The organism is Sporosarcina sp. P7, assembly GCF_002743425.1.
In the GTDB taxonomy this organism is placed as follows: domain Bacteria; phylum Bacillota; class Bacilli; order Bacillales_A; family Planococcaceae; genus Sporosarcina.
Genome location: NZ_PDZF01000015.1, coordinates 48142 through 71355, shown reverse-complemented (window position 1 = coordinate 71355; position 23214 = coordinate 48142). Strand labels below are relative to the sequence as shown.

Genomic DNA, 23214 nt, shown 5'->3' with positions numbered 1-23214 from the left:
GGCAGGTTGCCCACGTGTTACTCACCCGTCCGCCGCTAACTGAAGGAAGCAAGCTTCCAACAGTTCGCTCGACTTGCATGTATTAGGCATGCCGCCAGCGTTCGTCCTGAGCCAGGATCAAACTCTCCATAAGAGAAATTCGATTAGCTCGAGTTTCATTTGCTGGCATCAATTAAGATACTCATTTTGTTGGTGTCACCGTTAGGTGCACAAACTGTATTTCGTTAACGTTTTGCTGTTCAGTTTTCAAGGTTCATTCGGTCGGCCTCTCGTAAGAGACAACTTTTTAATAATAACATCTCATCGTTTTGTTGTCAACACTTTTAGTAAAAACTTTTTCGTTATGTTTTTCGCTAAGTCGCTAACTTCAAAAGCAACTTCATAAATATACCACCCGTTTTCAAAAGATGCAACTGTTTTCTTAAATTCTTTTTGATTTTCTTTTACATTCTATTAAAACACTGTATTTCGGCAATAAAAAAACAGCTCCAATATTGCTATTGGAGCTGTCATATCAGTCTTTAGGACGCATTTGAGGGAATAGTAGCACGTCACGGATTGATTGCGAGTTCGTCAACAACATGACGAGGCGGTCGATTCCGATGCCGAGTCCACCTGTTGGTGGTAGTCCGTATTCCAATGCCGTAATGAAATCTTCATCCATTTCATGCGCTTCATCGTTTCCTTGTTCTTTTTCCACCAACTGCGATTCAAAGCGTTCGCGCTGATCAATTGGATCATTCAACTCCGTGAAGGCATTCGCGTGTTCACGGCGTACAATAAATAGTTCGAAGCGATCTGTGTATCTCGGATCTTCCGGATTCTTCTTTGCAAGCGGCGATACTTCTACTGGATGTCCATAGATGAATGTTGGCTGGACAAGTTCTTCTTCTACTTTCTGCTCGAAGAATTCATTCAGTACATGACCTACTTCCATAGAAGGAGTTACTTGTACGTTATGCTCTTTTGCTAGTTCATGCGCTTGTTCTTTCGTCAGTTGCTGCCAGAAGTCTACACCTGTAAACTCTTTGACTGCGTCTGCCATGTGAAGTCGCTTCCAGCGCGGTGCTAATTCGATTTGATCTTCACCGTACTGGATAGTAGTCGTACCCAGTACTTCTTGAGCGATATGCGCTACAAGATTTTCTGTTAATTCCATAATGTCGTTGTAATCCGCATAGGCTTCATATAACTCGATCATTGTGAATTCAGGATTGTGACGTGTGGACATTCCTTCATTACGGAATACACGTCCAATCTCATATACTTTCTCAAGACCTCCAACGATCAGGCGCTTTAAATGTAATTCGATAGCGATTCGCATATACAATGTCATATCGAGTGTATTGTGATGTGTAACGAATGGGCGGGCCGCTGCTCCCCCTGCTATTGCGTGAAGCATAGGTGTTTCTACTTCAAGGAAGCCTTGTCCATCCAAGTAATGACGCATCGATTGAATGATCCGGCTGCGCATAATGAACGTTTCTTTGCTACCTTCTGTCGATATTAAATCCAAGTAGCGCTGACGATAGCGTTGTTCTACGTCTTGTAGACCATGGAATTTCTCAGGCAACGGACGCAACGCTTTCGTTAAGAACGTAAACTTTGTTGCTTTAATAGAAAGTTCTCCTACTTTTGTTTTGAAGATAATACCTTGGACACCGACAATGTCCCCAAGATCTGCAGAAGTAAATAGCTTATAAGCCTCTTCACCGATAGCGTCCAAACGTACGTAAATCTGAATTTGACCTCCAAGATCTTGAATGTGAGCAAACCCAGCTTTACCTTTTCCACGCTTTGTCATGATGCGACCAGCAATAGTTACCTCCTGCTCGTTTTCTTCTAAATCCTCTTTTGACTGCCCTTCATATGTAGAGCGTATCTCGCTTGTCAGATGTGTGCGTTCAAAACGCTGACCGAACGGATCTAAACCATCTTCACGTATATCATTCATCTTCTGGCGTCTCACCAAAAGCTGATCATTCATTTCATCCATATTGGACATTTCCTTTCACTCCTTCATACTTTGACCGTCCCTATCCTCGGAATCAGTCGTCTGCAACTATTGTACACAAATTTCAGGCCTAACAAAAGGACAAACAGTCATCTCGTTCCATTGTATAGAAAAAACTGCCCTATTATAGAGCAGTTTGGTCATTCAATGTTCAATCTTGTCGTAAAAACTCTTCGACTCGTCCAATCTTTTTCCAAAGATTTATCCCGTCTTCTTTTATCGCCAGTTCTTCACGATAAAGAGTTCCTGTTATAGGATTCTTTACATCCTTATTAATCTCAACTAGCGGAACGAGCACGAATGCACGCTCTTGCATACGTATATGCGGAATGATCAAATTCTCTAATTGGATGTGACTCTCGTTATAAAGCAAGATATCCAGGTCTACTGTTCGGGGGCCCCAACGTATTTTACGCATTCTACCAAGCTTATTTTCAATAGACTGGCACACACTCAATAATTCCGTTGCTTCTAATGTCGTGCTGAGCTTTACCACGATATTCAAAAACTTCGCTTGTTCCGTTAGTCCGACTGGATCGGTTTCGTACACGGAAGAAACTATTGACACATTAATAGAAGGATGTTCATTTAACAATTGCACAGCTTGCTGTAAATGTTCAAGGCGATTGCCTATATTTGATCCCAGTGACAAATAGGCGTTATTCAGGAGAAACGCCCCCTCGTGATTTCCACGGAAACGGATGAATAATGTCCACGAATCGGTGGATCCGGTTTTATAAGCAAGACACGTACACCGTTTATCTTTTCTGCGAAGTCTGTCATGATCGTCCCGGCCACTGTTTCAGCCACCGTCTCGATCAGATGAACCGCTTCACCTTCCACGATGTTCTTACACATCTCATACACTTCTGCGTAATTCATTGTTTTCGATAAATCATCCGTCTGTCCGGCCTCCGCAAGATCCGTAGCCAATGAAACTGTCAGCCGAAAACGTTGTCCGAGTTTATTCTCTTCAGGCAATGCGCCGTGGTAACCGTAAAACTCCATATCATTCAAATGAATATAATCCATGAAATCCCTCCATTTTATCGCTTACCCAGTGTATGCTGCTTTCTTAGTCAATACATCCATCATCTTGACCATCCGTGAGATTTCCTTCACATCATGAACACGCATAATATGCGCGCCATGCTCAATACCGTAACAAACCGTTGCACCCGTACCCTCCATACGTTCTTCCACTGGTAGATCAAGCACTTTACCGATCATGCCTTTACGAGACGTACCGAGTAAAACCGGATATCCAAGTTCCGCAATCGAAGACAACCCTTGCATTGCTAATATATTCTGCTCGAGATCTTTCGCGAAACCGATGCCTGGATCCAGCCAAATCATCTCTTCATTAACTCCAGCCCGCTTTGCAATATTGATACTCTCCTGCAAATCTTCTATAATAGCCCCCATGAACGGTAGCTGGTAATCACGATTTTCACGGTTGTGCATCAAAATGATAGGCACACCATAGCGCGCCGCCACTTCCGCGATCGCCGGTTCCCGCTTCGCGCCCCACACATCATTAATTATACTTGCACCCGCTATAATTGCCGCTTCCGCCACAGCTGCTTTTGACGTGTCGATTGATAATACACAGCCGAGTTCCCTCGCGAGTATTTCGATGATTGGTACAACACGATCTATTTCCTCTTCAACTGAAATAGGCGTGTACCCTGGACGAGTGGACTCTCCACCGACGTCAATGATTTTCGCACCGTCTGCAAGCATTGTCCGCGCATGTTCAAGCGCCAGGTTTTGCCGACCATATTTTCCACCATCCGAAAATGAATCCGGTGTGACATTCAATATCCCCATAATCACTGTTTCTTCGCTAAAATTAATCGTCGTTCCACCCAATTTATAAGATGCACGTGCTTTTGATAATTCCATTACTGGTCACTCACTTTCATTCGATTGATTGCCTCTTGATAACTCGCATGCAATCGTTGATAAATCGGTCCTTCCTTGCCAGAAAACATCACTTCTCCTACCTGACGAATTGGCACTAGCTCCTGGATCGCGTTGGTAATAAATACTTCTTCCGCTGATTCAAGCGCTTCCTGCATATATAACCCTTCGTTGATAGGCAACCCTAGTTCTCCAGCCATTTCGATGACAAACGCACGCGTCGTACCAGGTAAGATCCCCGTCTCCAAAGAAGGTGTATACAACTCGCCTAGTTTCACCCAAAATACATTCGATGTAATACCTTCTGCCACATAGCCGTCCGAAGTAACAAATAGACCTTCTGTTTCTTTCAATGAAGGTAATTCCAGACGCCCTTTTACATTATTTGCATACTGGTGCGACTTATGACGAACGACACTTTCCGGTTCATTACGCGTTGTCGCAAGCCAGACGCCATCTTTCTCCGTATGCGCAGGCGGTAGAGTAAGTACTTTTTGGAAGATTAGTACATTAGCTTGTTCATATTGTGTAGGTGCAAGCCCGATATCATGCACACCCGCTGATACGTTCAAACGATAATAGCCATCTACACAACCATTTTCTTTATACAAAGAATGTATAGCTGATAGAATCTCTTCATCACTATATGGCATTTTAATACGGAAATCAGCCAATGCCGACCGCAAGCGAATCATATGCGATTTGTAGAGGAATACTTCTCCGCCATACGTACGGAATGTCTCGAAAAAACCCAGCCCGTAAAGAAATCCATGATCAAAAGGTGATATCAGCAGTTCTTCCGCGACTACTCGCTTACCGTTCATCCAGCAAATCAATACAGTTGCTCACTTTCATCACGAATCGCCAACTCAGCCATTTCTTTCGCTTGCCATAGCGCTTTCGCTTTATTAAGAGACTCTTGATATTCAGCAGCAGGATTCGAATCGGGCACTAAACCAGCACCCGCTTGGATATGCACGATGCCCTCTTGAATGAATGCTGTACGAATCGTGATATTCAATTCCATGTCTCTGTTGAAGCCTATCCAACCCATCGATCCAGTGTAGAGCCCTCTACGAGTCGGCTCTAGCTCCTCAATGATTTCCATCGTACGCAATTTAGGATCTCCCGTAATGGAGCCACCAGGGAATACTCCACGCACAATAGATGCCAGATCTTCAGAGGACGCAGTACCACGAACATTCGATACCAAATGCATGACGTGCGAATACTTTTCGACGACCATGAATTCATCTACTTCCACTGTACCTTCCTGACAGATGCCTTCAAAGTCCGCGCATTCGAGATCGACAAGCATCTTGTGCTCACCTATCTCCTTTGTGTTCGATATCAACTCTTCCTGCAAGGCAAGGTCTTCTGCTTCCGTCATCCCACGCTTTCGTGTACCGCCAATTGGTCGCGTGCTCAATTCAGTACCGCGCTTTTTCAACAATAATTCAGGCGAACCGGAGACTACTTCAAAATTCGGTGCCGCCATATAGGCCATATAGGGTGAGGGATTGAACGAGCGTAATGCTTCATACATCAATAAAGGTGGTGCGACGAGCGGTTTTGACTGTCGTACAGACAAATTCACTTGCACGACATCTCCGTTCTCAATGAATTGCTGTACATCGCGCACCATTTGCTCGAACTGTTCTCCTGTTACAGAAACTTGTAAATCTTCTTCTGTAACGTCCACGTCTATTGCTTGTCCAGTGGTAAATTGACGATTCAGCAGACCTGTTTGTGATGCTTCGGTCCATTCCTTTACCATACTGTCCAGCGCGTGCCGTTTTTCAGGCAATGCCATAAAGTAGACGTCTTCTTTTTCTATATCGAACACAGCCCATTGATCAAAAAGATAAAAGAATACGTCAGGCGTCGTCAAGTCGTCCATCGCAAAAAGCGGTAGAGCCTCATAGCGTCTGACATAATCGTAACTGACCATCCCAATTGCTCCTCCTTGAAAGGCAGGTAAATCTTTCTGATGCTCTAGGTTATATTTCGCCATAAAGTCATTCAACAAAACTAGCGGATCTTCTCCCGTCAGCAATTCTTCTTTGCCATCGCGCCACTCTAAACGTAGACCTGTTTTAGTTGCATTGAACGTCACAAGCGGATCAAGTCCTGCCACACACATCTCTCCGCCACGACCACTCTCCAATAAAACATGCCGGTCTTTCCCTGTTGCAAGTTGGCGATAGGCATAAAAGAATTCGTCTTTTGTCATTGCAGCTGTCTGATAGGCTACTGTATTCATGCTAGTTCCCCCTGCGTCTCTAGTATTTACTCCGCGTTACTTTCCTCTATTAACTGTTTGATCATCGTATCATCCAACGGCAGCATCACTTTATCCGTGATTACACCATCTTTATTGATAATATACGAAGTCGGATAGACTTTTATCTGATACATTTTCATTATTTCGCTGTCCTTATCCAATAAAATTGGAAACGTTAATTTATATTCATCGACGAATTCTTTCGCACTCTTTACCTTATTCTTCTCAGTTTTCGTCATATTGACTGCGAGTATCTCCATATCATCGGACTCTTTATTGTCTGTATAGTACTTTTCCATATGTGGCATTTCAGAACGGCATGGCGGACACCACGATGCCCAGAAATTCAACATGACCGTCTTGCCACGGTAATCGGACAATTTGACTGTGTCACCTGAAAGCTTAGTTAATTCGAAGTCCGGAGCCAAATCTCCTTTAGCCAGTCCAGGCTTACCCGTATCCGTAGTAGTTTGCCAATCTTCAGGTAAACGATCAACCACATCTTTCGGCAAGCTTTCCATATTCAGATCCTCGTAACCAGGAAGGCCGCCCGTCTCCTCCTTAATTTCCTGTTTTAATAGGAAAATTATCGTGCCCATGACAATCACAATTAAAACTGACGCTAGTATGCTCCACTTTTTATTCACAGTGAGCCCCCTCTATTCTATGTATAACTAGATTGGTTCGTCTCAATTATACAGAATTTCACCCACTGATAACAGCCTGACGATTGCGCAGTTTTTTTACTGGATATAAAAAGAAACTGCCGCTAGAAGCAACTTACTACTTCTAGTGACAGTTTCATATATGCAAGGAATCAAATGACGTCAATGAAATCAATACAGTGCTAGCAAATGAATGCTACGATACCTTACTTCTTACTCTTCATCAAACTGATAAAGAGGTGTGCTCAAGTAACGCTCTCCGTTAGATGGAATGATCGCTACTACCGTTTTGCCTTTGCCTAGCTTCTTCGCCACTTGCAACGCAGCTGCAATCGCCGCGCCTGAAGATACTCCTCCAAGGATACCTTCTTCACGAGCCGCACGACGCGCAAACGTATATGCGTCATCATTGGAAACTTTGATAATCTCATCATAGATTTCTGTATCCAATACTTCCGGCACGAATCCCGCACCGATACCTTGAATCTTATGTGGTCCTGGCTTACCGCCAGATAATATCGCTGAATCTTCCGGCTCTACCGCTACGATATTAATTCCAGGGAAACGCTCTTTTAGCACTCCGCCTGCTCCTGTAATTGTACCGCCCGTCCCGATTCCCGAGATAAATGCATCTACTTGATCCAAGGCATTCGCGATTTCGGGTCCCGTTGTCAGACGGTGAACTTCTGGGTTTGCTTCATTATTGAACTGCTGCGGTAGGAACCAGCCGTTTTCTTCTGCTAATTGCTCGGCTTTCGAGATTGCACCCTTCATTCCTTCAGCTCCAGGAGTCAATACTAAATCCGCTCCGTATGCGCGAAGTAAGTTGCGTCGCTCTAAGCTCATGGTGTCTGGCATGACAAGTACAGATTTATACCCTTTCGCTGCCGCAATCATAGCAAGCCCAATTCCTGTATTGCCACTAGTCGGTTCGATGATTGTACTATTTTCTTTCAGATCACCGCTTTTTTCTGCCGCCTCGATCATGGCAAGCGCAATACGATCCTTGACGCTTGAGCCGGGATTGAAGAATTCAAGTTTCAAATACACATCTGCGTCATCTGCACCTGTCAAACGATTTAATTTTACTAACGGTGTGTTACCTACCAAATCAATAACTGAATTTCCCACTCTACTCATTTGTCATCCGCTCCCAATACCAAGTATTTTAATATGTTTTATTGACTTAATATTACTACCTTCTATTTTACTTGTCAATATAATCATTCGGAAGATTATGGTTTTTCAATTCCTCCGCTAAACAGGTTGATCTGCAAGCCTGACGTCGTTATGCCCGCAAGGCAGTATCCTTTGCGCGGATGCTGATAGCGCTTTCTAAATTGATTATATAAGTTCATGTAAATTAGTAAATTACCCGCTACCGCAATACACTTTCGGCAACGGGTGAGTAGTTAAGAGTAAAATCAAAGTAATTCACGAAGCTCTTGCTCAGAGAATTGATACTTCTCCAAACAGAAGTGGCATTGCGCTTCCGCACCATGATCTTCATCGATCATCGCTTGAATTTCTACAGCTCCAAGTCCTTTAATAGCTTCACTAAAACGTTCCTTGGAACAATCACAATCAAACTTCACGTCGATTCTAGAGAGGAATTCCACATGTTCCTGACCTAGTACTTCTTCCAGGATTGCTTCAGGTGTCAATCCGTTGTCAATCATAGTAGAAATCGCTGTCATGTTCGCGATTCTTCCTTCTAGCAATTCAATCGTCTCTTCCGTAGCACCTGGCATTACTTGCAGAATAAAGCCACCTGATGCTTTAACCGTGTTATCTGGATTAACGAGTACGCCTAATGCCACAGCGGATGGCACTTGTTCAGATACTACCATGTACTGGGTGAAGTCTTCGGCAATTTCCCCGGAAATAATCGGTACTTGCCCCGTAAAGTAATCTTTCAACCCTAGATCTTTTACGATCGACAGCATACCTTCCGTACCAACTGCTCCACGAACGTCTAATTTACCTTGTTCATTTAGCGGCAAGTGCGTTTGCGGATTCGTTACATAACCACGAACTTCCCCTCTAGCATTAGCATCCACGACAATTGGACCAAGTGGACCATCGCCCTGAATTTTTACCGTAATGCTATCATCGCCTTTTAACATAGCACCCATCATGACTGACGCTGAAATCGTTCGACCTAAGGCAGCAGTCGCTGTCGGCCACATTTGATGACGCTTTTGTACCTCTCCGATCGTTTCTGTTGAACGCACCGCATACGCACGAATTTGTCCTTCAAATGCCAATGCTTTTACTAAGTAATCTGTTGTCATTTTATTCTCTCCTTACAAATTTCTTTCATAAATCAGATGTAATCCTTTTAGCGTCAGGAAGTCATCTACAATATCAATCACTTCGGTTTCAGATGCAATTAATTCTGCCATCCCACCTGTCGCGATTACAGTAGGTTCGACTGCACAATCTTCTTTTATACGATTGACTATTCCTTCAACCTGTCCAACGTAACCAAAAATAATACCCGACTGCATAGCAGCAACGGTGTTCTTACCTACTACATGCTCCGGCCGTGCGAGTTGAACGCGCGGTAGTTTAGAGGCACGATCAAACAATGCTTCCATAGAGATTTTAATGCCAGGAGCGATGGAGCCACCCATGTATTCGCCATGTTCATTCACATAGCAATACGTGGTAGCTGTTCCAAAGTCCACGATAATGAGCGGGCTCCCGTATTCGCGAATCGCTGCCACCGCATTGACAATCCGGTCTGCACCGACTTCTCGAGGATTTTCATATTTAATATTTAATCCTGTTTTCACGCCAGGTCCAACGACCATCGGCTTTTGATTAAAGTACTTTTTACACATTTGCTCTAACGGGAACATAACAGGCGGCACTACGGATGAAATAATAATGCCCGTGATGTCAGCGAATGAAATCCCCACATGTTGGAACATTGCCTTTACTTGCATGGCGTATTCGTCTTCTGTTTTATGTCGGTAGGTTTCCATCCGCCAGTGGTGCTTTAGTTGATCCCCTTCATATACACCTAACACAATATTCGTATTGCCTGTATCTAATACTAATAACATAGTCGTTGTCCCCTCTTACTTTGACTTTTTCCCGTACATCATATCATAATTTCACATCGAGATACTGTGAATGCGTACTGAACACGTTTCCCCCTCATAAGAAAACAGCCGACTGTATACAGTCGGCTGTTGGGTTCGCTTAGTCTCTACGTTCTTCATCAATAGACGGCAATGTCTTATCTACCGCTCCACCTTCACGTGGCAAGTCACCGATTGATGGGTCAGATGGCGCACCCGTGCTATCCGGGGTTGTAGTTTCCGCAGGGGAATTTTCTACAATTTTCTTGTCATCATCGTTGTTGTCGTAAGGACGATCAGGTAAAGTACCGTGATCCTTCAAGTGATTGATTTGTTCCGCATCCAACGTTTCGACATCCAATAAAGTGGTTGCAATCAGATTAAGCAACTCTCGGTTTTCAGTCAAAATTTGTCTTGTGCGTTCGTATTGTTCTTTGATAATTATTTGCATTTCAGAATCAATCTCGTATGCGATCGCTTCAGAATAGTTTTGTTCAGAGTTAAAGTCACGTCCAAGGAATACTTGGCTGCCTTGCGTCTGCCCGAACTGCATCGGACCGATTTTATCACTCATTCCATATTCTGTAACCATCGAACGCGCAATACCTGTAGCACGCTGGAAGTCGTTATGTGCACCGGTTGATACATCACCAAGTACAATTTCTTCTGCTACGCGTCCACCTAGAAGACCCGCAATTTTGTCGAGGAGTTCAGGTTTTGTCATGAAGTAGCGGTCTTCTTTCGGAAGCATAACTGCGTATCCGCCAGCTTGCCCACGAGGAACAATCGTTACTTTATGGACGATTTCCGCATCGTCAAGCATTAAGCCCACAACTACGTGACCCGCTTCGTGGAACGCAACGATATTTCGTTCTTTTTTCGAGATGACACGATTTGTTTTCGCAGGACCTGCAATCACACGATCTGTCGCTTCATCAATGTCAGACATATCGATTTTCTTTTTATCTCTTCTCGCCGCCACAAGAGCCGCTTCATTCAATAAGTTCTCAAGATCTGCACCAGAGAATCCTGGAGTACGTTGAGCAAGAGCTTTCATATCGACTGTATCATCAAGTGGTTTGTTTCGTGCGTGAACTTTCAACACAGCTTCTCTTCCTTTAACATCAGGACGGCCAACCGTAATTTGACGGTCAAAACGTCCCGGACGAAGAAGTGCCGGGTCCAAAATATCCGGACGGTTTGTAGCGGCAACGATAATAATTCCTTCGTTTCCTTCAAATCCATCCATTTCTACTAGCAATTGGTTCAATGTTTGTTCACGCTCATCGTGACCGCCGCCTAAGCCGGCTCCACGCTGACGTCCAACTGCATCAATTTCATCAATAAAAATAATACATGGTGAGTTTTTCTTGGCATTCTCAAATAAATCGCGCACTCGAGAAGCACCTACACCTACGAACATCTCAACGAAGTCAGAACCTGAAATCGAGAAGAATGGTACGCCTGATTCACCTGCTACTGCACGTGCAAGCAATGTTTTACCTGTACCTGGAGGTCCTACTAGCAAGATCCCTTTTGGAATCCGTGCACCTAACTCCACAAACTTACTAGCATCTTTCAAGAAGTCCACGACTTCTTCAAGCTCAGCTTTTTCCTCATCTGCACCTGCAACATCATTGAAACGTACTTTCTTCCGATCGTCCGTTTGCAGTTTCGCTTTACTTTTCCCGAAGTTCATCACCTTGCCGCCACCGCCGCCTTGTGATTGGTTCAGTAAGAAGAAGAAAAGGATAATAATAATTATGAATGGTACGAGTCCTGTAAAGAACGATACCCACGCGCTTGTTTCTTTTGGCGGTAGGATTTCAATCTCAGTACTTGTCGTTTTGACAATTTCACCGATACTGTCCATATCATTTTCTGGTATGTTCGTTACGAAAGTTTCACCTTTTTCGTAGCCGGCCATTTCCCCTTTTACTTCATACACAAGCTGTAATGGTTGAAAAGTTGCTTTTTCGACTTTTCCTTGTTCCAGCGCTGTGACGAATTCATCATACCGAATTGGTTTCATCTTCGGATTTGGATTGTTAAGCGAACTGAAAATACCCATAATTGCTAGGAAGATCAATCCATATAAAAGAAAGTATCGAAGTATTCGATTCATCCCAAGCCTCCTCATCTCATTCAACAAAAACTAAACAGAAAACTATTGTAAATTTTAGCATAGATTAACACTACTTAACAAAAGAAATGCCTTACGGAAAATAGCCTTCAATCCGGTTCATTGCACATTCGTCAGAAAGAGTAAATTTCCTTCTTCAATACCCCGATGTAAGGTAAATTACGGTATTTCTCTGCATAATCCAAGCCGTACCCAACTACGAACGCATCCGGTACGTCAAAACCTACATAATCGGCTTTTAAATCTACTTTACGCCCTGTCGGCTTATCCAACAGCGTTACGATCTTGATAGAGTTTGCTTTTCTGTATTTAAACAGCTCCACTAAGTAATTCAATGTCTTTCCACTGTCAATAATATCTTCAATAATCAACACGTCGCGACCTTCTATGCTAGTGTTCAAATCTTTGATGATTTTCACTTCACCTGATGAAACTGTCGCATTCCCATAACTAGAAACATCCATGAAATCTAACTCGATATACGTATCAATGCGTTTGATCAAGTCACTCATGAATGGTAATGCACCTTTGAGTACACCGACTGCTAATGGGAATTTTTCACGGTACTCTTCAGTTAATGTTGCTCCGAGTTCTCGGACTTTCTCCTCTAGTTGCTCTTCTGAAATTAAAACATGCTCGATATCTTGCGCGATCATCGGCCCGTCCCCCTCTATTTTATCTTGTCTCGCCTTCTCGCGTAATCCATATGTATGAATCGCCTTCCGGTTGGCGGCGTGAAAACATCTCACTATACCGTACACCAGGTACTGCACATACAGTACCGCTTGCTGTCGTAATGACAGGCTGCTGTTGCCTTTGCATGATCCCTATCTTTTCGTCAATCAATATCCGATTCACACGTTTTGGATCGGACATTCCTTTAATCAACATTCTGTCTCCAGTCATCCGAAGCCGTACAGTTAACGGTAGTTCCGACTCAGGTAATTGAAAATACCTGACTTCATCGGAAGGTGAGCATTCTTCTATTATATGTGCGTTGGCATGATCCCAGTAAAACTGAATATTCCCCCACGTATGCCAAGTACCTTTTGCGAGTACTTTTGGTCGAAGGGATGCTGTATCTATATCCATTTTTGTAATTAGCAGTTTATCATATTCCCTGATAAACCGATAGCCATACACCAAATCAATTGCGACGTTTCCGTCTGAGTTCGTAATGTGCTGTAACAGTTCATCCACTAATGCAAAATGCCACTCAGCGTTCTCTGTTGCTGGGTTAGTTAGACATTTTAATAGTAGTTGAATCACGCGCTTTTGTAAAGCGTGGGGAATAGCAAGAAATGCCTCCCGTTGAAAAGAGGGAAGCTGCTCATGCGTATACGTAACAATCGAACGCCAATGTTGATCCGCAAGCTCATTCAGCAAGCTTTCATCCGCTTGCCGTTGTTCCGTCTGGCGAACTGTGTTGACCGCGACGGATGGATTTTCGTCCATCAAGACTGGTAGCACGTGATGTCGCATACGATTACGCAAATAATTGTCTTGCTGATTACTTGGATCTTCTCGGAATATGATGTCGTGATGTGACGCATACATGTACAATTCGCTCTTTCTCAATGGAAGAAGTGGACGTATAACTTTACCCAAGTCAATTGCCCGCTGTATTGGCATACCATTTAATGATTGCCCCTTACTCAATTGAATCAGCACCGTCTCCAGTTGGTCATCTGCATGATGGGCCGTTGCGAGAACCGTGAACCCCTCGCTTTTCATCGTTTGTTCGAAACACGCATAACGCTGTTGCCGACACACTTGTTGCATATTACCGCCCTGGCTTTCCAAGATAGCCGGAATAGGTACTTGTTCAGAATAAAAGGGTAGCCCGAATTCCTCGCACAGTTGCTTCACAACAAACGCATCTTCAGCGGATTCAACTCCACGCAACATGTGGTCTACATGGATGGCCGCTACTTCAATGACCAGAGGTTGCTGATGCGTTGCAAGAAAGTGAAGCAGTGCCATGGAATCCACACCACCCGAACACGCGACCAATACACGAGAGCCGGGAGGAATCAACGTTTGCTTGTCAATAAACTTTAATACCTTCTGCTGCAAACTTTTCATGATCCATCTCCCTCCTCTCTCTATTCTACCATTGTTTAGCTAGAAATGATTCGAGGTTGCTTATTAGCTTTTGCCCACTTTGGTACAATATGACCGACTTTCATTACGAGAATCGTCCGATCATCTTCTACTGACTCAAATACCCGTTCCATCTCCATCATTACTTGATCGGCAATCGTCCGGCAATCCATATCTTTAAAACGTTCTATCGTTTGATTCATCACGTCTTCTTGAATATCAAGCGGTATATCCCCATTAAATATGCCGTCCGTCATCATAACGACGATATCACCGGACTTGAGCTTTTCGTTTTTCGCCTCTATAGAAAATGAAGGCAAGAAGCCAAATGGTACTGTTTTGCTGTCTAACCGGATACAATCATCACTTCTTTTAATGTAGGTACTCATCGAACCTGCCTTCCACGACCAAAGTCGCCCTTCTTGTAAATCAATTAACGCCAAGTCGAGCGTTGCATACATATCATCCAGTCCATTTAACGCCATCATATAATGCAAGGTGTGGATCGCCGTTTCCGGATCCATTTTTTGACCCAGACATTCCCGCATCAGCCGGATTACCTTTCTACTTTCGTGGTATGCATTGATATCTTGTCCCATTCCGTCCGACAACAATACAGCCGACAAGCCTTCGTGAATCTTGAATAACTCATACGCATCGCCACCATTGAACGATCCCTTCCCGGCTGTTGTGACGATATCATAATCAAGTGAAAAGCGAACAGCGGAACTAAAGGTTAATTGCACATGTGGGAACGGGAATGGCTGATAAGTCGATTTTGAAATATGCATCGGTTCATCGTACATTTGCTCCAAGATGGGCAGTAATAAATATTCTCCAACCGTCGTTTCCGCTTCAAAATCCGCCTTTTTTTCCGGTACAGAAATCACAATTCTGCAGGCACCCCGTTCTTCCGATAATATATCTATTTGAAAAAACTCTATGGCTTGTGATTGTAAACGATTCGCAAGCTCTTCTTCAGCCAACTTATACGTAGTCAGATCTTCCTTTACCTCTCTCATAACTTTTTCGATATGCGTACTCATATCGCGTAACTGCAATGCTAGCATCTTTCGACCATGCTGTAACTGCCCCATCAATAATTTATTGGCCCCTCTCTCCTCCAATTCATTCATTAACCCCTTAAAACGTAGACATTTATATTTCATCTTCTGTTCAACACGTACACGAGCTGCTTTCTTCGTTGCAGAATAGGTGGTTTCCCATTCGTCAATCAACGGTTCTATACTGTCCTCTTCACTTTCCCAACACTTGCGGTAACGAAAACAGGATTGACAAATAGATGGTACTTGACTTGTCGCTGCCACTTCCTCCTCGGGGGACAGACGATCATTCACGAGCGTTGACATGAAATGAGCAAACTGTTGGAACTCCTCTAACTGCCCATCCAGTTTATCCGCGAGCCATTGCTGTCGTTTTTCTGATATTCCTTCTTGTTTCGGTAATAAAACTTGTCGTATTTGACTTAATTTGCGCGAAGGTATCAATATAAACAGTAAAGCTGCGGCGCCAACTGTGGAAAAATGAACGGTATCAAGAGGCAGCGTCGCATCATATAGAAGGAAAAAGAGCGAAACAAAGACACTGCCGGTGATGACCCCAAGCTTTCCAAAGCGTTTTAGTGAACCCGCCAACAAACCAGTCATACCATATAACGCCATCATGCCCGTAAAGGACAATTCTGATACACCTATGATCAACGCGATAATCATTCCGACGGTTGTAGCGAACGGCACTCCCCCAACAACTGCAGCTACAAATATCGCTAAAAACAAGAATACCCCAGCAACCGATACTGTACCGATTTGGAACCCTCCCATTCCGGTGGCTGCAAGCGCTCCCACAATACACATCGCACTGATCTGCTCGGGATTCCACGGCCCATACAGCATTCTTTCTATAGAAGGAAAAGCTAGTAACATGAAAATGGTCATAAACAATGCAAGCAATGCTTCTAACCCTATTGACAACTGAACCGCTAAAGGTAACATCCCGTCGCCGTATTTTACGAGCTGCCAGATTAATTGCGGAATAATCATTCCTCCAGCCACAGCGATTGGAATAGACCTTTTCACGACTGGAATCTTTATAATTGAATGAAACAGTAATAATTGCGCCAAATGAATGACAGCTTGTCCCACCCCAAGAAACGCGCTGCCCGCCATTCCACCTATAAATACGTAGATCATGTGTTGACGGTAGCGCATACTTGCTAATGCCCAGATTGGCAAGAAGAATGGTACTGCCATATCGAATACTACTGCTTGTGATAGAAAGAATGATCCTACCAAGAACAGTAGGGCAGTTAGCAAGTATACTTTACGATTCATAAATTCTTGCCAGTATGCCCTAAACATCTGCAAAATTGGTCGCTCCATATTGTCAATCATCTTCATTTCCCATACCCCCTATGTTCTCTTACGTAAAACTATACATGGGGTTCACGAGAAAATTTGTCTGTTTGTGGCGGCATATTCACAAAACATTTCGACGTATTCCGTATGTATATTTTTTAGTAAAAGATATGTTGACACTTCTCCAAATGCCTAGTATGATAAGAGACGTTGCGTATGGAATTACCTCATTTCATTGCATCAATATCTTGGCGGCGTAGCTCAGCTGGCTAGAGCGTTCGGTTCATACCCGAAAGGTCGTGGGTTCGACCCCCTCCGCCGCTATAATAGTAAATCAAAAAATCCTCTGGCTTAGGCAGAGGATTTTTTGTTGAAAAAAATAATCCGAGGAACGCTTATGAACTTTGGTTAACGTCGATTCAGTGCGATTTGGATTACGATTCTTTTATGGGTGCGTGAGGGGCGGTGTTAAGTTTTGTTTTGCCGACTACGAGCCAGAACATTAATCAAGTGTGCCTAGCTCTCAACTCCGAATTTCGCGCATAAAAAAACGCATGCTCCATAATAGGGAACATACGTGTAGGATGTCATCTGATTTTAGTTTACAGTTGAAACAGTCAGCAAGTTATCCTCTTCTGGCTCCACGACCGCCACGCTTGGACTCTGTTGCTCTCTTTAAGGTAGTTAGACGTTCTTCGCTGTCCTTCATGAACTTTGCCATCTTCTGTTCAAAATTCTCTGGTCGTTCAAAGCTCGGTTTGCTTCCTTGACGAGGTCTAGTTGGACGTTGTGGACGCTGTGGACGTTGTTCTGACTCAGGTTTCGCCTTACGGATGGAAAGACCGATTTTACCGTCAGATCCCACATTCATTACTTTGACTTCAACCATATCGCCGACTTTTAAATGATCATTAATATCTTTGACATAATTGTCAGCTACTTCACTAATATGGACTAATCCTGTGGACCCGCTTGGCAATTCAACAAATGCCCCAAAATTTGTGATCCCGGTTACTTTACCTTCTAACTTGCTGCCTACTTCAATTGACATAAAAAAAATGCTCCTCCTTAAGTTTTAAGCGGCTCGTAAGCCTATCAACCATATTGGCAGTGCCTGTATTTTACAGGCTCCTACTTATATTATAGCCAACAAAAAAAGAGTGTCAACATGACTACTCTTTTCTTATGTCTTTTTCTGACTCTTTTTTCTTATCAGGAATTGAAAAAATGATCTCATTGGACTCTGAAAGAAAATATTCTTTCCGCGCGAGTTTAGCAATATACTCGTCATCGTCCAATCGAATCAACTGTGTTTTCAGTTGTTCTTGCTGTTCTTTCAAATCCTCTAGTGTAGCCGTTGCTTGGGCTTTTTCCTTATGTTTGGCTGCCAAGATTTCTTTTTGACCAGCATTCATATTGAATAAACTTCCAGCAACCACACAGACGATGACAAAAAATACGGCCAACCGATTACGCAAGCGTTTTTGTTGTGCTTTTTTAAAATTTTCTTTTTTTTGCATAGAGCGCACATAGTCTGTATCGATTGATGTCACATTCTTTGTTGAAGGGTTCTGTGTTTTTTTCATGGCGCACACACCTTTCTGGCGTAGTTCTACTATTGCACTCTATTATATAGTACTCTGCATTTATTTTGAAGGAATTTCCCTATGTTCTTTACTAATCTTAGAAACGGTGATGTGATGAATGACAGAATAGAGACAATTACAGAGAAAATCCGTTGAATCGTTAGGTAGACAAGACGAATGATGAGCCAAATCGGCCTAAGCACCACAAGTAACAGTAGTCTACCTACGAATCTCACAGGATAATGGAAGATGGCTGCATACAATAACAGGCCACTAACCTGTGCGACGGGGTCATACATTCTCCATGCCCCGTCGCGTACCATCATTAATACCCAAAACGACATAATGCCTAACATAATCCAGATAAGGCATTCAAACCAGAATGCCCACCTTCTAGTGAACGAACGTTTATCGCACCCGGCGACAATGGTTCCGAATAAATCCAGTACAATTCCAGCAGTAATTCCTGTCCCGATCATCGCCAACAGACTGAAGAACTGGACGGATAGGCTCATCCGAATAGTTTATGGAGGAAATTGCGTGAGCCTGCTTCTTCGTCATCATATTGAAGTGTTTGGACTGTGCCTTCAAGCGTTAGCAGGCCCTTGTCCACGTCTAAATGTACAATACGCAGTTCCTCCCCACGGATTTGCAGTACGCCTAGCGATGTTCTAACGAGAAATTCCTCCTGGTCAAAGCGGTCGATCGTTTTCACGGATGTGAGGTCCATTCTTTTGCGATTGCGCATCGTCACTACGTGGTCTCCTGATGGAATAGTATACATGGAGCTGTCTGTTTGAATCTGCATATGCGTCCCCCTTCTCTAGTACGTTCCCCTTATCATATGCAGAGGCTTGGCCAAACATGACAAGCCGTTTTTAAGTTGAGGTGCAAATTCTATATTCTAAACCCTTTAGTCTGTCTCGTGGTTAATTAGTTTGCCTCTTCGTCATCCACAAACTCAGGCTCCACTTTCTCTAAGCGCTCTTCGCTAGTGATTGTGTACATACCTGCTGCATCTTCTTTTTTCGTTGACGCCTTCAGCTCATTTACCGTAGCATTAACGATCTTTTGGCCGAAACGTATTGAAAGTTCATCACCTGGTTTGACAACGGACGATGCTTTGGCTACTTTTCCATTAATCGTAATTCTACCTTGGTCAGCCACTTGCTTCGCAAGCGTTCGGCGTTTTATAAAGCGTGATACTTTTAAAAACTTATCGAGTCTCATTTAGTTCCTTCCTTTCGTTTAGCCTGTTTCCAGAATTCTTCTAGTTCGTCTACTGTATAACTTTCAAATTTTCCGCTTCCTTGCTTCACGGATTGCTCTACGGACTGAAAACGGGATTTGAATTTTTCGTTGGCATGCCACATGGCTTCTTCTGGTGAGAGCTTCAGGAATCTTGCGATGTTGACGATAGTGAACAATACGTCTCCGAGCTCGTCTAGCTGTTGCTCAGGTCCACCACTTTTTACTTCTTCCTGAAATTCTTGCCACTCTTCCTGGAACTTGTCGAAAGCCCCTTCTATAGATGGCCAGTCAAACCCCACTTTGGCTGCAGTCTTTTGGTAATTATAAGATGTCAGCAAGGATGATGCCAAACGTTCTTGTCCTTCTAACAGCGTAGGCGGTTTAGGTTTTTCCTGCTCCTTGATGGCTTGCCAGTTCGTCAACACTTCTTCGGTTGTATCAGCTTGCGTTTGCGCAAATACGTGTGGATGACGACGTATCATTTTGGACCCTACAGTTTCGAGTACGTCTTCCATCGAGAAGTACCCATTGTCTTCCCCGATTTGTGCATGAAGAAAGACTTGTAGTAAAACATCTCCCAGTTCTTCGATAATAGCGTCATCATTTTCTTCATCGATGGCCTGGATCAACTCAAAGGATTCTTCGATTAAATAGCGCTTTAAGGATTCATGCGTTTGTTCGCGATCCCAAGGGCAGCCATTCGGCCCACGTAACGTTGCGATGATGTCCCTGAACGAACTCCACTCTTTTAGTCGTTGTTGGTGATCAGGTAGCGGTGGTACATATACAGTCGTCAAATTATTCAATGTTACTGTACGGTCAAGCTCAAACAGTGGGATTTCAGTTAATTTTTCATCTTGGGAACCGGCTGACGTAACAATGGTGACAACGTGATGATCGGGATATTTCTCCATCAAAGACAATTTCACATCTGAAGCGACGAATGCGTCATACACTTGTCCTATTAATACGTGCTGATCCATCCGTACATCGTCACGTTTCATGTCAGTCCCATCCAGCAACTGAAATCCTTCAATTGGATCAATACGCAACGCTGTAAAAATCGGATCTAAAAAGCTACTACCACCTGCGATATGAAGTTCAATATCACCTGCACGTTCTTTTTCAATTAATAGTTGGACTGTACGTTCCGCTACGAGCGGGTGGCCTGGCACAGCGTATGTAATCGGCCGATGCGTACTCAGTTCGAGAAGTTTATCAACAATTTGCCGATAGACGTCTTCAAATGCATCATTTGCTTCATAGATTGAATCAAAACTTTCCATCTTTAGCCCTTCCGAACGCAATTCTGCAATTACAGGATGTTCTTCCGTGCGAATATAGAGATGATCCGCTTGTTTCAATAATCGGTACGTGCCTAGCGACAATTGCTCTAAATCACCTGCGCCAAGTCCGATAACAGTTATTTTGTTCACATAATTCACCTTCTATTTTTAGTTAGCCATAGTTGAGCAGTCGCCAATCGTTTTCCGAAAGGCAGTAAGTACCACTCTTTTTCTTTCATTATACGTGATTTCAAGATGACGAAAAGGAATATGATTGCTCCAATTGTAACAGCAGAAAATGCAGTGAACATTGAGCTAGTGCGTGAGGATAATCCATCAAATAGCCATGAATCGGCTAGAAGCATCCAAGGAATTAATACCCCCGCCATTGCCACGCCGGCAATAATCAGCACGATATAAAAACGTCGCGAAGCTAGTGGGAATCTCCAACATCTCTTAAAGTAGAGAATCAATAACACAGCAACGACTGCGAATGAAATAGTACCCGATGCAGCGGCACCTTCAATTCCATACTGGCGAACCATCAAAGGTGTAGTTGATAGTTTTATTACGATTCCAAGCAGCATGAGTAGCAACGGCCCACGCACTTTACCACTTCCTTGAAGAATTGCTGTTAGCGGTAAAATAATCGACAACCAGAAAATCTGTATACAGAAGATGATTAGCGCAACAGAGCCTGCTCGTGATTGAAATAGCATTTCATTGACGAAAGGAAGTACAAGAACCAATCCGATCGTCGCTGCCCAACCGAATAAAATGGATGTCCGGAACGTCAAGCCAATGAACGGTAAGGCACCCCGTCCATCATTTTTAGTGGCATGGTGCGCGATTAACGGCACGAGTGCTAGCGCCAATGTAGATGCTAGCAAAATACCCATTTGCGCAAGCGGCTGTCCCCTATCATAAACACCTTTCATTTCCATGGCGGTCTCACTCATTGCCCCTGCCTCGACTAATGCGTTATAGATCGTAAAAGAGTCCACCAATTGAAATACCAGTAAAATTAATGAACTTGCACTGACGCCAATGCTAATCTTGGTCAAATCTTTCATCACTTGCCATGGCTTTACAGTAGCTACCGCCAAACTTTCCCGCTGTAGGAAGAACCAAGTCAGGATCAAAACACCCACCACTTCTCCTGCAACCGCCGCCCACATCGTAATTTCCCCTATTTTATAAAGAGATGTTCCTGCACGTATCGCAATCCACGTACCTGCAAGTACGATGATCACCCTAAACAACTGCTCCGAGACGTTGGAAATCGCTACAGGTATCATTTGCCCTTCTGATTGAAAGACGCCCTTCAGTACAGCTAGGAACGGAAGTACGAGAACGATATACGCACCAGCCTGCAAAACGGGCGCCAATGCGGTATCTCCCATTAGTTCAGCAAAGAAAGATGAACCTGAACGCAATAATAGATAGGTTCCTACTGATAAAACGAGAAGATATGCGAGTGACACACGTAAAATCCCACGTGCTTCCCCAGGATTTTTGCTTTCTGCAAGCATTTTAGACACCGCGACAGCAAAACCCGAAGACGTCCAAACGATAAATATTCCGATAAACGGATACACTTGCTGATAAATATAGAAACCTTTATCTCCAACTAAGTTTTGAAATGGCACACGATAGACCGCACTCAGCACTTTGACGATGATGGCGGCAATAGTTAGAATCGATGCACCTTTCATAAACGACTTCATATTCCATTTAGTCAACGCCATATACGCGCCTCTTTCATTCGATGATGATTTCTAGTATACCATTTCATCACGTCAGAATAGGCGTGTGACCGCAATCAATAAAATAATAACTCCACTCATGAATGTTCCGAACTGCCCTACTGACATCTTGCCAATCCGCACGCCTGCCAGTCTTGCGCCCAGTCCTACGCCAATAGATAATGTAATATAACTACCGACAGCCGCTGATAATGCGATTGCAATCGGCGACAATGTTAGAAGACCTGCTCCGACACCATTCGTTAGTGCATTCGCGGAAAGCGCAATACCAAGCAATAAAGCTTCCCCAATACTAATATGTGAAGATCCGTCAAAGTCCATTTTTTCCGGTTCACTAAATACATTTGCTTGATGTTTTCTTGGTTGACGAAAGGCCATAACCATAATACGTATTCCGATCATGCTAAGTACAGCAAATGCTATAAGATCGGGTAGTAGGCCCGGTAACATTTCAGCCAGCCACGCACCGGCGACAATGCCTATTAAACTAAAGATAAAACAAATTGCTGCAATGAGTGCATTCGATGTAAATGGAATCCGGACTTGCTGTACACCATAAGAAAGTCCAACTCCAAAGTTGTCAATGCTAGATGAAACTGCAAAGCCTGCAATCAGTAGCCAAGTCATTTCGCTCCCCCATTTGGTTTTATCATACTATACGCGCGCAATGAGGCAGGCGTGTGTGCGCTAGGCGCGTAATAGAACCGGACTTTTCCATGAACGTGGGTA

The 23214-nt window shown here is 43.6% G+C and carries 22 protein-coding genes, 1 tRNA gene and 1 rRNA gene; 1 reads left to right on the top strand and 23 read right to left on the bottom strand.

What is annotated here, in order from left to right; genetic code table 11:
* The 15 genes from CSV60_RS13590 to CSV60_RS13520 form a co-directional block, all read right to left on the bottom strand.
* A 16S ribosomal RNA gene (locus CSV60_RS13590) occupies nucleotides 1-133 on the bottom strand; the annotation flags it as partial.
* A 381-nt stretch (nucleotides 134-514) separates the two neighbouring features.
* Nucleotides 515-2005: a lysine--tRNA ligase gene (lysS, locus tag CSV60_RS13585; protein ID WP_099632548.1), complete on the bottom strand. Its 1491-nt coding sequence runs from the start codon at nucleotides 2003-2005 to the stop codon at nucleotides 515-517.
* Nucleotides 2006-2165: 160 nt separating this feature from the next.
* The gene (gene folK / locus CSV60_RS13580) at nucleotides 2166-2681 is read right to left on the bottom strand and encodes a 2-amino-4-hydroxy-6-hydroxymethyldihydropteridine diphosphokinase (protein WP_143565349.1); all 516 of its coding nucleotides are present in this window, start codon (nucleotides 2679-2681) and stop codon (nucleotides 2166-2168) included.
* On the bottom strand, nucleotides 2678-3046 hold the full coding sequence (folB, locus tag CSV60_RS13575; protein WP_099632547.1) for a dihydroneopterin aldolase: 369 nt from the start codon (nucleotides 3044-3046) through the stop codon (nucleotides 2678-2680). The genes folK and folB overlap by 4 nt, the downstream gene beginning before the upstream one ends.
* 21 nt (nucleotides 3047-3067) lie before the next feature.
* Nucleotides 3068-3919 (bottom strand): dihydropteroate synthase, encoded by an 852-nt coding sequence (folP, locus tag CSV60_RS13570; protein WP_099637363.1) that lies wholly within the window; start codon nucleotides 3917-3919, stop codon nucleotides 3068-3070.
* The gene (gene pabC / locus CSV60_RS13565; RefSeq protein ID WP_099632545.1) at nucleotides 3919-4773 is read right to left on the bottom strand and encodes an aminodeoxychorismate lyase; all 855 of its coding nucleotides are present in this window, start codon (nucleotides 4771-4773) and stop codon (nucleotides 3919-3921) included. Before pabC ends, folP begins: the two co-directional genes overlap by 1 nt.
* Entirely contained in the window at nucleotides 4770-6200 is a 1431-nt protein-coding gene (locus CSV60_RS13560) for an anthranilate synthase component I family protein (protein WP_099632544.1), read from the bottom strand. Before CSV60_RS13560 ends, pabC begins: the two co-directional genes overlap by 4 nt.
* Nucleotides 6201-6226: 26 nt before the next feature.
* A complete protein-coding gene (locus CSV60_RS13555) occupies nucleotides 6227-6868 on the bottom strand; it encodes a peroxiredoxin family protein (RefSeq protein ID WP_099637362.1) in 642 nt (213 codons plus the stop codon).
* 231 nt (nucleotides 6869-7099) lie between these two features.
* A complete protein-coding gene (gene cysK / locus CSV60_RS13550) occupies nucleotides 7100-8026 on the bottom strand; it encodes a cysteine synthase A (protein ID WP_099632542.1) in 927 nt (308 codons plus the stop codon).
* A 284-nt stretch (nucleotides 8027-8310) separates the two neighbouring features.
* Nucleotides 8311-9180, bottom strand: a complete 870-nt coding sequence (gene hslO, locus CSV60_RS13545) for an Hsp33 family molecular chaperone HslO (RefSeq protein ID WP_099637361.1) — start codon at nucleotides 9178-9180, stop codon at nucleotides 8311-8313.
* A 12-nt stretch (nucleotides 9181-9192) separates the two neighbouring features.
* Complete coding sequence (locus CSV60_RS13540; RefSeq protein WP_099632540.1) at nucleotides 9193-9957, bottom strand: type III pantothenate kinase; 765 nt, start codon at nucleotides 9955-9957, stop codon at nucleotides 9193-9195.
* Between the two features lie 139 nt (nucleotides 9958-10096).
* Entirely contained in the window at nucleotides 10097-12100 is a 2004-nt protein-coding gene (gene ftsH, locus CSV60_RS13535) for an ATP-dependent zinc metalloprotease FtsH (RefSeq protein ID WP_099637360.1), read from the bottom strand.
* Nucleotides 12101-12231: 131 nt separating this feature from the next.
* Nucleotides 12232-12774, bottom strand: coding sequence for a hypoxanthine phosphoribosyltransferase (gene hpt, locus CSV60_RS13530; protein WP_085132333.1), 543 nt, complete (start codon nucleotides 12772-12774; stop codon nucleotides 12232-12234).
* Nucleotides 12775-12793: 19 nt separating this feature from the next.
* The gene (gene tilS, locus CSV60_RS13525; RefSeq protein ID WP_099637359.1) at nucleotides 12794-14203 is read right to left on the bottom strand and encodes a tRNA lysidine(34) synthetase TilS; all 1410 of its coding nucleotides are present in this window, start codon (nucleotides 14201-14203) and stop codon (nucleotides 12794-12796) included.
* 35 nt (nucleotides 14204-14238) lie between these two features.
* Complete coding sequence (locus CSV60_RS13520) at nucleotides 14239-16638, bottom strand: SpoIIE family protein phosphatase (protein ID WP_099632537.1); 2400 nt, start codon at nucleotides 16636-16638, stop codon at nucleotides 14239-14241.
* A 208-nt stretch (nucleotides 16639-16846) separates the two neighbouring features.
* Between CSV60_RS13520 and CSV60_RS13515 the strand changes: the two genes are divergently transcribed.
* A tRNA-Met gene (locus CSV60_RS13515) sits at nucleotides 16847-16920 on the top strand.
* 301 nt (nucleotides 16921-17221) lie between these two features.
* Here the strand turns inward: CSV60_RS13515 and CSV60_RS13510 are convergent.
* The 8 genes from CSV60_RS13510 to ytaF form a co-directional block, all read right to left on the bottom strand.
* Nucleotides 17222-17647: a S1 domain-containing RNA-binding protein gene (locus CSV60_RS13510; protein WP_029054887.1), complete on the bottom strand. Its 426-nt coding sequence runs from the start codon at nucleotides 17645-17647 to the stop codon at nucleotides 17222-17224.
* 121 nt (nucleotides 17648-17768) lie between these two features.
* Nucleotides 17769-18182 (bottom strand): FtsB family cell division protein, encoded by a 414-nt coding sequence (locus CSV60_RS13505; protein ID WP_099632536.1) that lies wholly within the window; start codon nucleotides 18180-18182, stop codon nucleotides 17769-17771.
* A gap of 29 nt (nucleotides 18183-18211) precedes the next feature.
* Complete coding sequence (gene yabQ, locus CSV60_RS13500; protein WP_099632535.1) at nucleotides 18212-18697, bottom strand: spore cortex biosynthesis protein YabQ; 486 nt, start codon at nucleotides 18695-18697, stop codon at nucleotides 18212-18214.
* Nucleotides 18694-18990 carry a sporulation protein YabP gene (gene yabP / locus CSV60_RS13495; protein WP_029054884.1) on the bottom strand — a complete coding sequence of 99 codons (297 nt, stop codon included), beginning with the start codon at nucleotides 18988-18990 and terminating at the stop codon, nucleotides 18694-18696. Before yabP ends, yabQ begins: the two co-directional genes overlap by 4 nt.
* Nucleotides 18991-19115: 125 nt before the next feature.
* Complete coding sequence (locus tag CSV60_RS13490; protein ID WP_099632534.1) at nucleotides 19116-19412, bottom strand: RNA-binding S4 domain-containing protein; 297 nt, start codon at nucleotides 19410-19412, stop codon at nucleotides 19116-19118.
* Nucleotides 19409-20869 carry a bifunctional methyltransferase/pyrophosphohydrolase YabN gene (yabN, locus tag CSV60_RS13485; protein ID WP_099637358.1) on the bottom strand — a complete coding sequence of 487 codons (1461 nt, stop codon included), beginning with the start codon at nucleotides 20867-20869 and terminating at the stop codon, nucleotides 19409-19411. The genes CSV60_RS13490 and yabN overlap by 4 nt, the downstream gene beginning before the upstream one ends.
* Nucleotides 20870-20874: 5 nt before the next feature.
* Nucleotides 20875-22467, bottom strand: coding sequence for a putative polysaccharide biosynthesis protein (locus CSV60_RS13480; protein ID WP_099632532.1), 1593 nt, complete (start codon nucleotides 22465-22467; stop codon nucleotides 20875-20877).
* A gap of 51 nt (nucleotides 22468-22518) precedes the next feature.
* A complete protein-coding gene (gene ytaF, locus CSV60_RS13475; protein ID WP_099632531.1) occupies nucleotides 22519-23112 on the bottom strand; it encodes a sporulation membrane protein YtaF in 594 nt (197 codons plus the stop codon).
* Nucleotides 23113-23214 lie beyond the last annotated feature (102 nt).

Coding starts and splice junctions, on each gene's coding strand:
- lysS (WP_099632548.1), bottom strand. CDS start 2,005: ATGTCCAATATGGATGAAATGAATGATCAGCTTTTGGTGAGACGCCAG.
- folB (WP_099632547.1), bottom strand. CDS start 3,046: ATGGATTATATTCATTTGAATGATATGGAGTTTTACGGTTACCACGGC.
- folP (WP_099637363.1), bottom strand. CDS start 3,919: ATGGAATTATCAAAAGCACGTGCATCTTATAAATTGGGTGGAACGACG.
- CSV60_RS13560 (WP_099632544.1), bottom strand. CDS start 6,200: ATGAATACAGTAGCCTATCAGACAGCTGCAATGACAAAAGACGAATTC.
- cysK (WP_099632542.1), bottom strand. CDS start 8,026: ATGAGTAGAGTGGGAAATTCAGTTATTGATTTGGTAGGTAACACACCG.
- hslO (WP_099637361.1), bottom strand. CDS start 9,180: ATGACAACAGATTACTTAGTAAAAGCATTGGCATTTGAAGGACAAATT.
- CSV60_RS13540 (WP_099632540.1), bottom strand. CDS start 9,957: ATGTTATTAGTATTAGATACAGGCAATACGAATATTGTGTTAGGTGTA.
- ftsH (WP_099637360.1), bottom strand. CDS start 12,100: ATGAATCGAATACTTCGATACTTTCTTTTATATGGATTGATCTTCCTA.
- hpt (WP_085132333.1), bottom strand. CDS start 12,774: ATGATCGCGCAAGATATCGAGCATGTTTTAATTTCAGAAGAGCAACTA.
- tilS (WP_099637359.1), bottom strand. CDS start 14,203: ATGAAAAGTTTGCAGCAGAAGGTATTAAAGTTTATTGACAAGCAAACG.
- CSV60_RS13520 (WP_099632537.1), bottom strand. CDS start 16,638: ATGAAGATGATTGACAATATGGAGCGACCAATTTTGCAGATGTTTAGG.
- CSV60_RS13510 (WP_029054887.1), bottom strand. CDS start 17,647: ATGTCAATTGAAGTAGGCAGCAAGTTAGAAGGTAAAGTAACCGGGATC.
- CSV60_RS13505 (WP_099632536.1), bottom strand. CDS start 18,182: ATGAAAAAAACACAGAACCCTTCAACAAAGAATGTGACATCAATCGAT.
- yabQ (WP_099632535.1), bottom strand. CDS start 18,697: ATGAGCCTATCCGTCCAGTTCTTCAGTCTGTTGGCGATGATCGGGACA.
- yabP (WP_029054884.1), bottom strand. CDS start 18,990: ATGCAGATTCAAACAGACAGCTCCATGTATACTATTCCATCAGGAGAC.
- CSV60_RS13490 (WP_099632534.1), bottom strand. CDS start 19,412: ATGAGACTCGATAAGTTTTTAAAAGTATCACGCTTTATAAAACGCCGA.
- CSV60_RS13480 (WP_099632532.1), bottom strand. CDS start 22,467: ATGGCGTTGACTAAATGGAATATGAAGTCGTTTATGAAAGGTGCATCG.
- ytaF (WP_099632531.1), bottom strand. CDS start 23,112: ATGACTTGGCTACTGATTGCAGGCTTTGCAGTTTCATCTAGCATTGAC.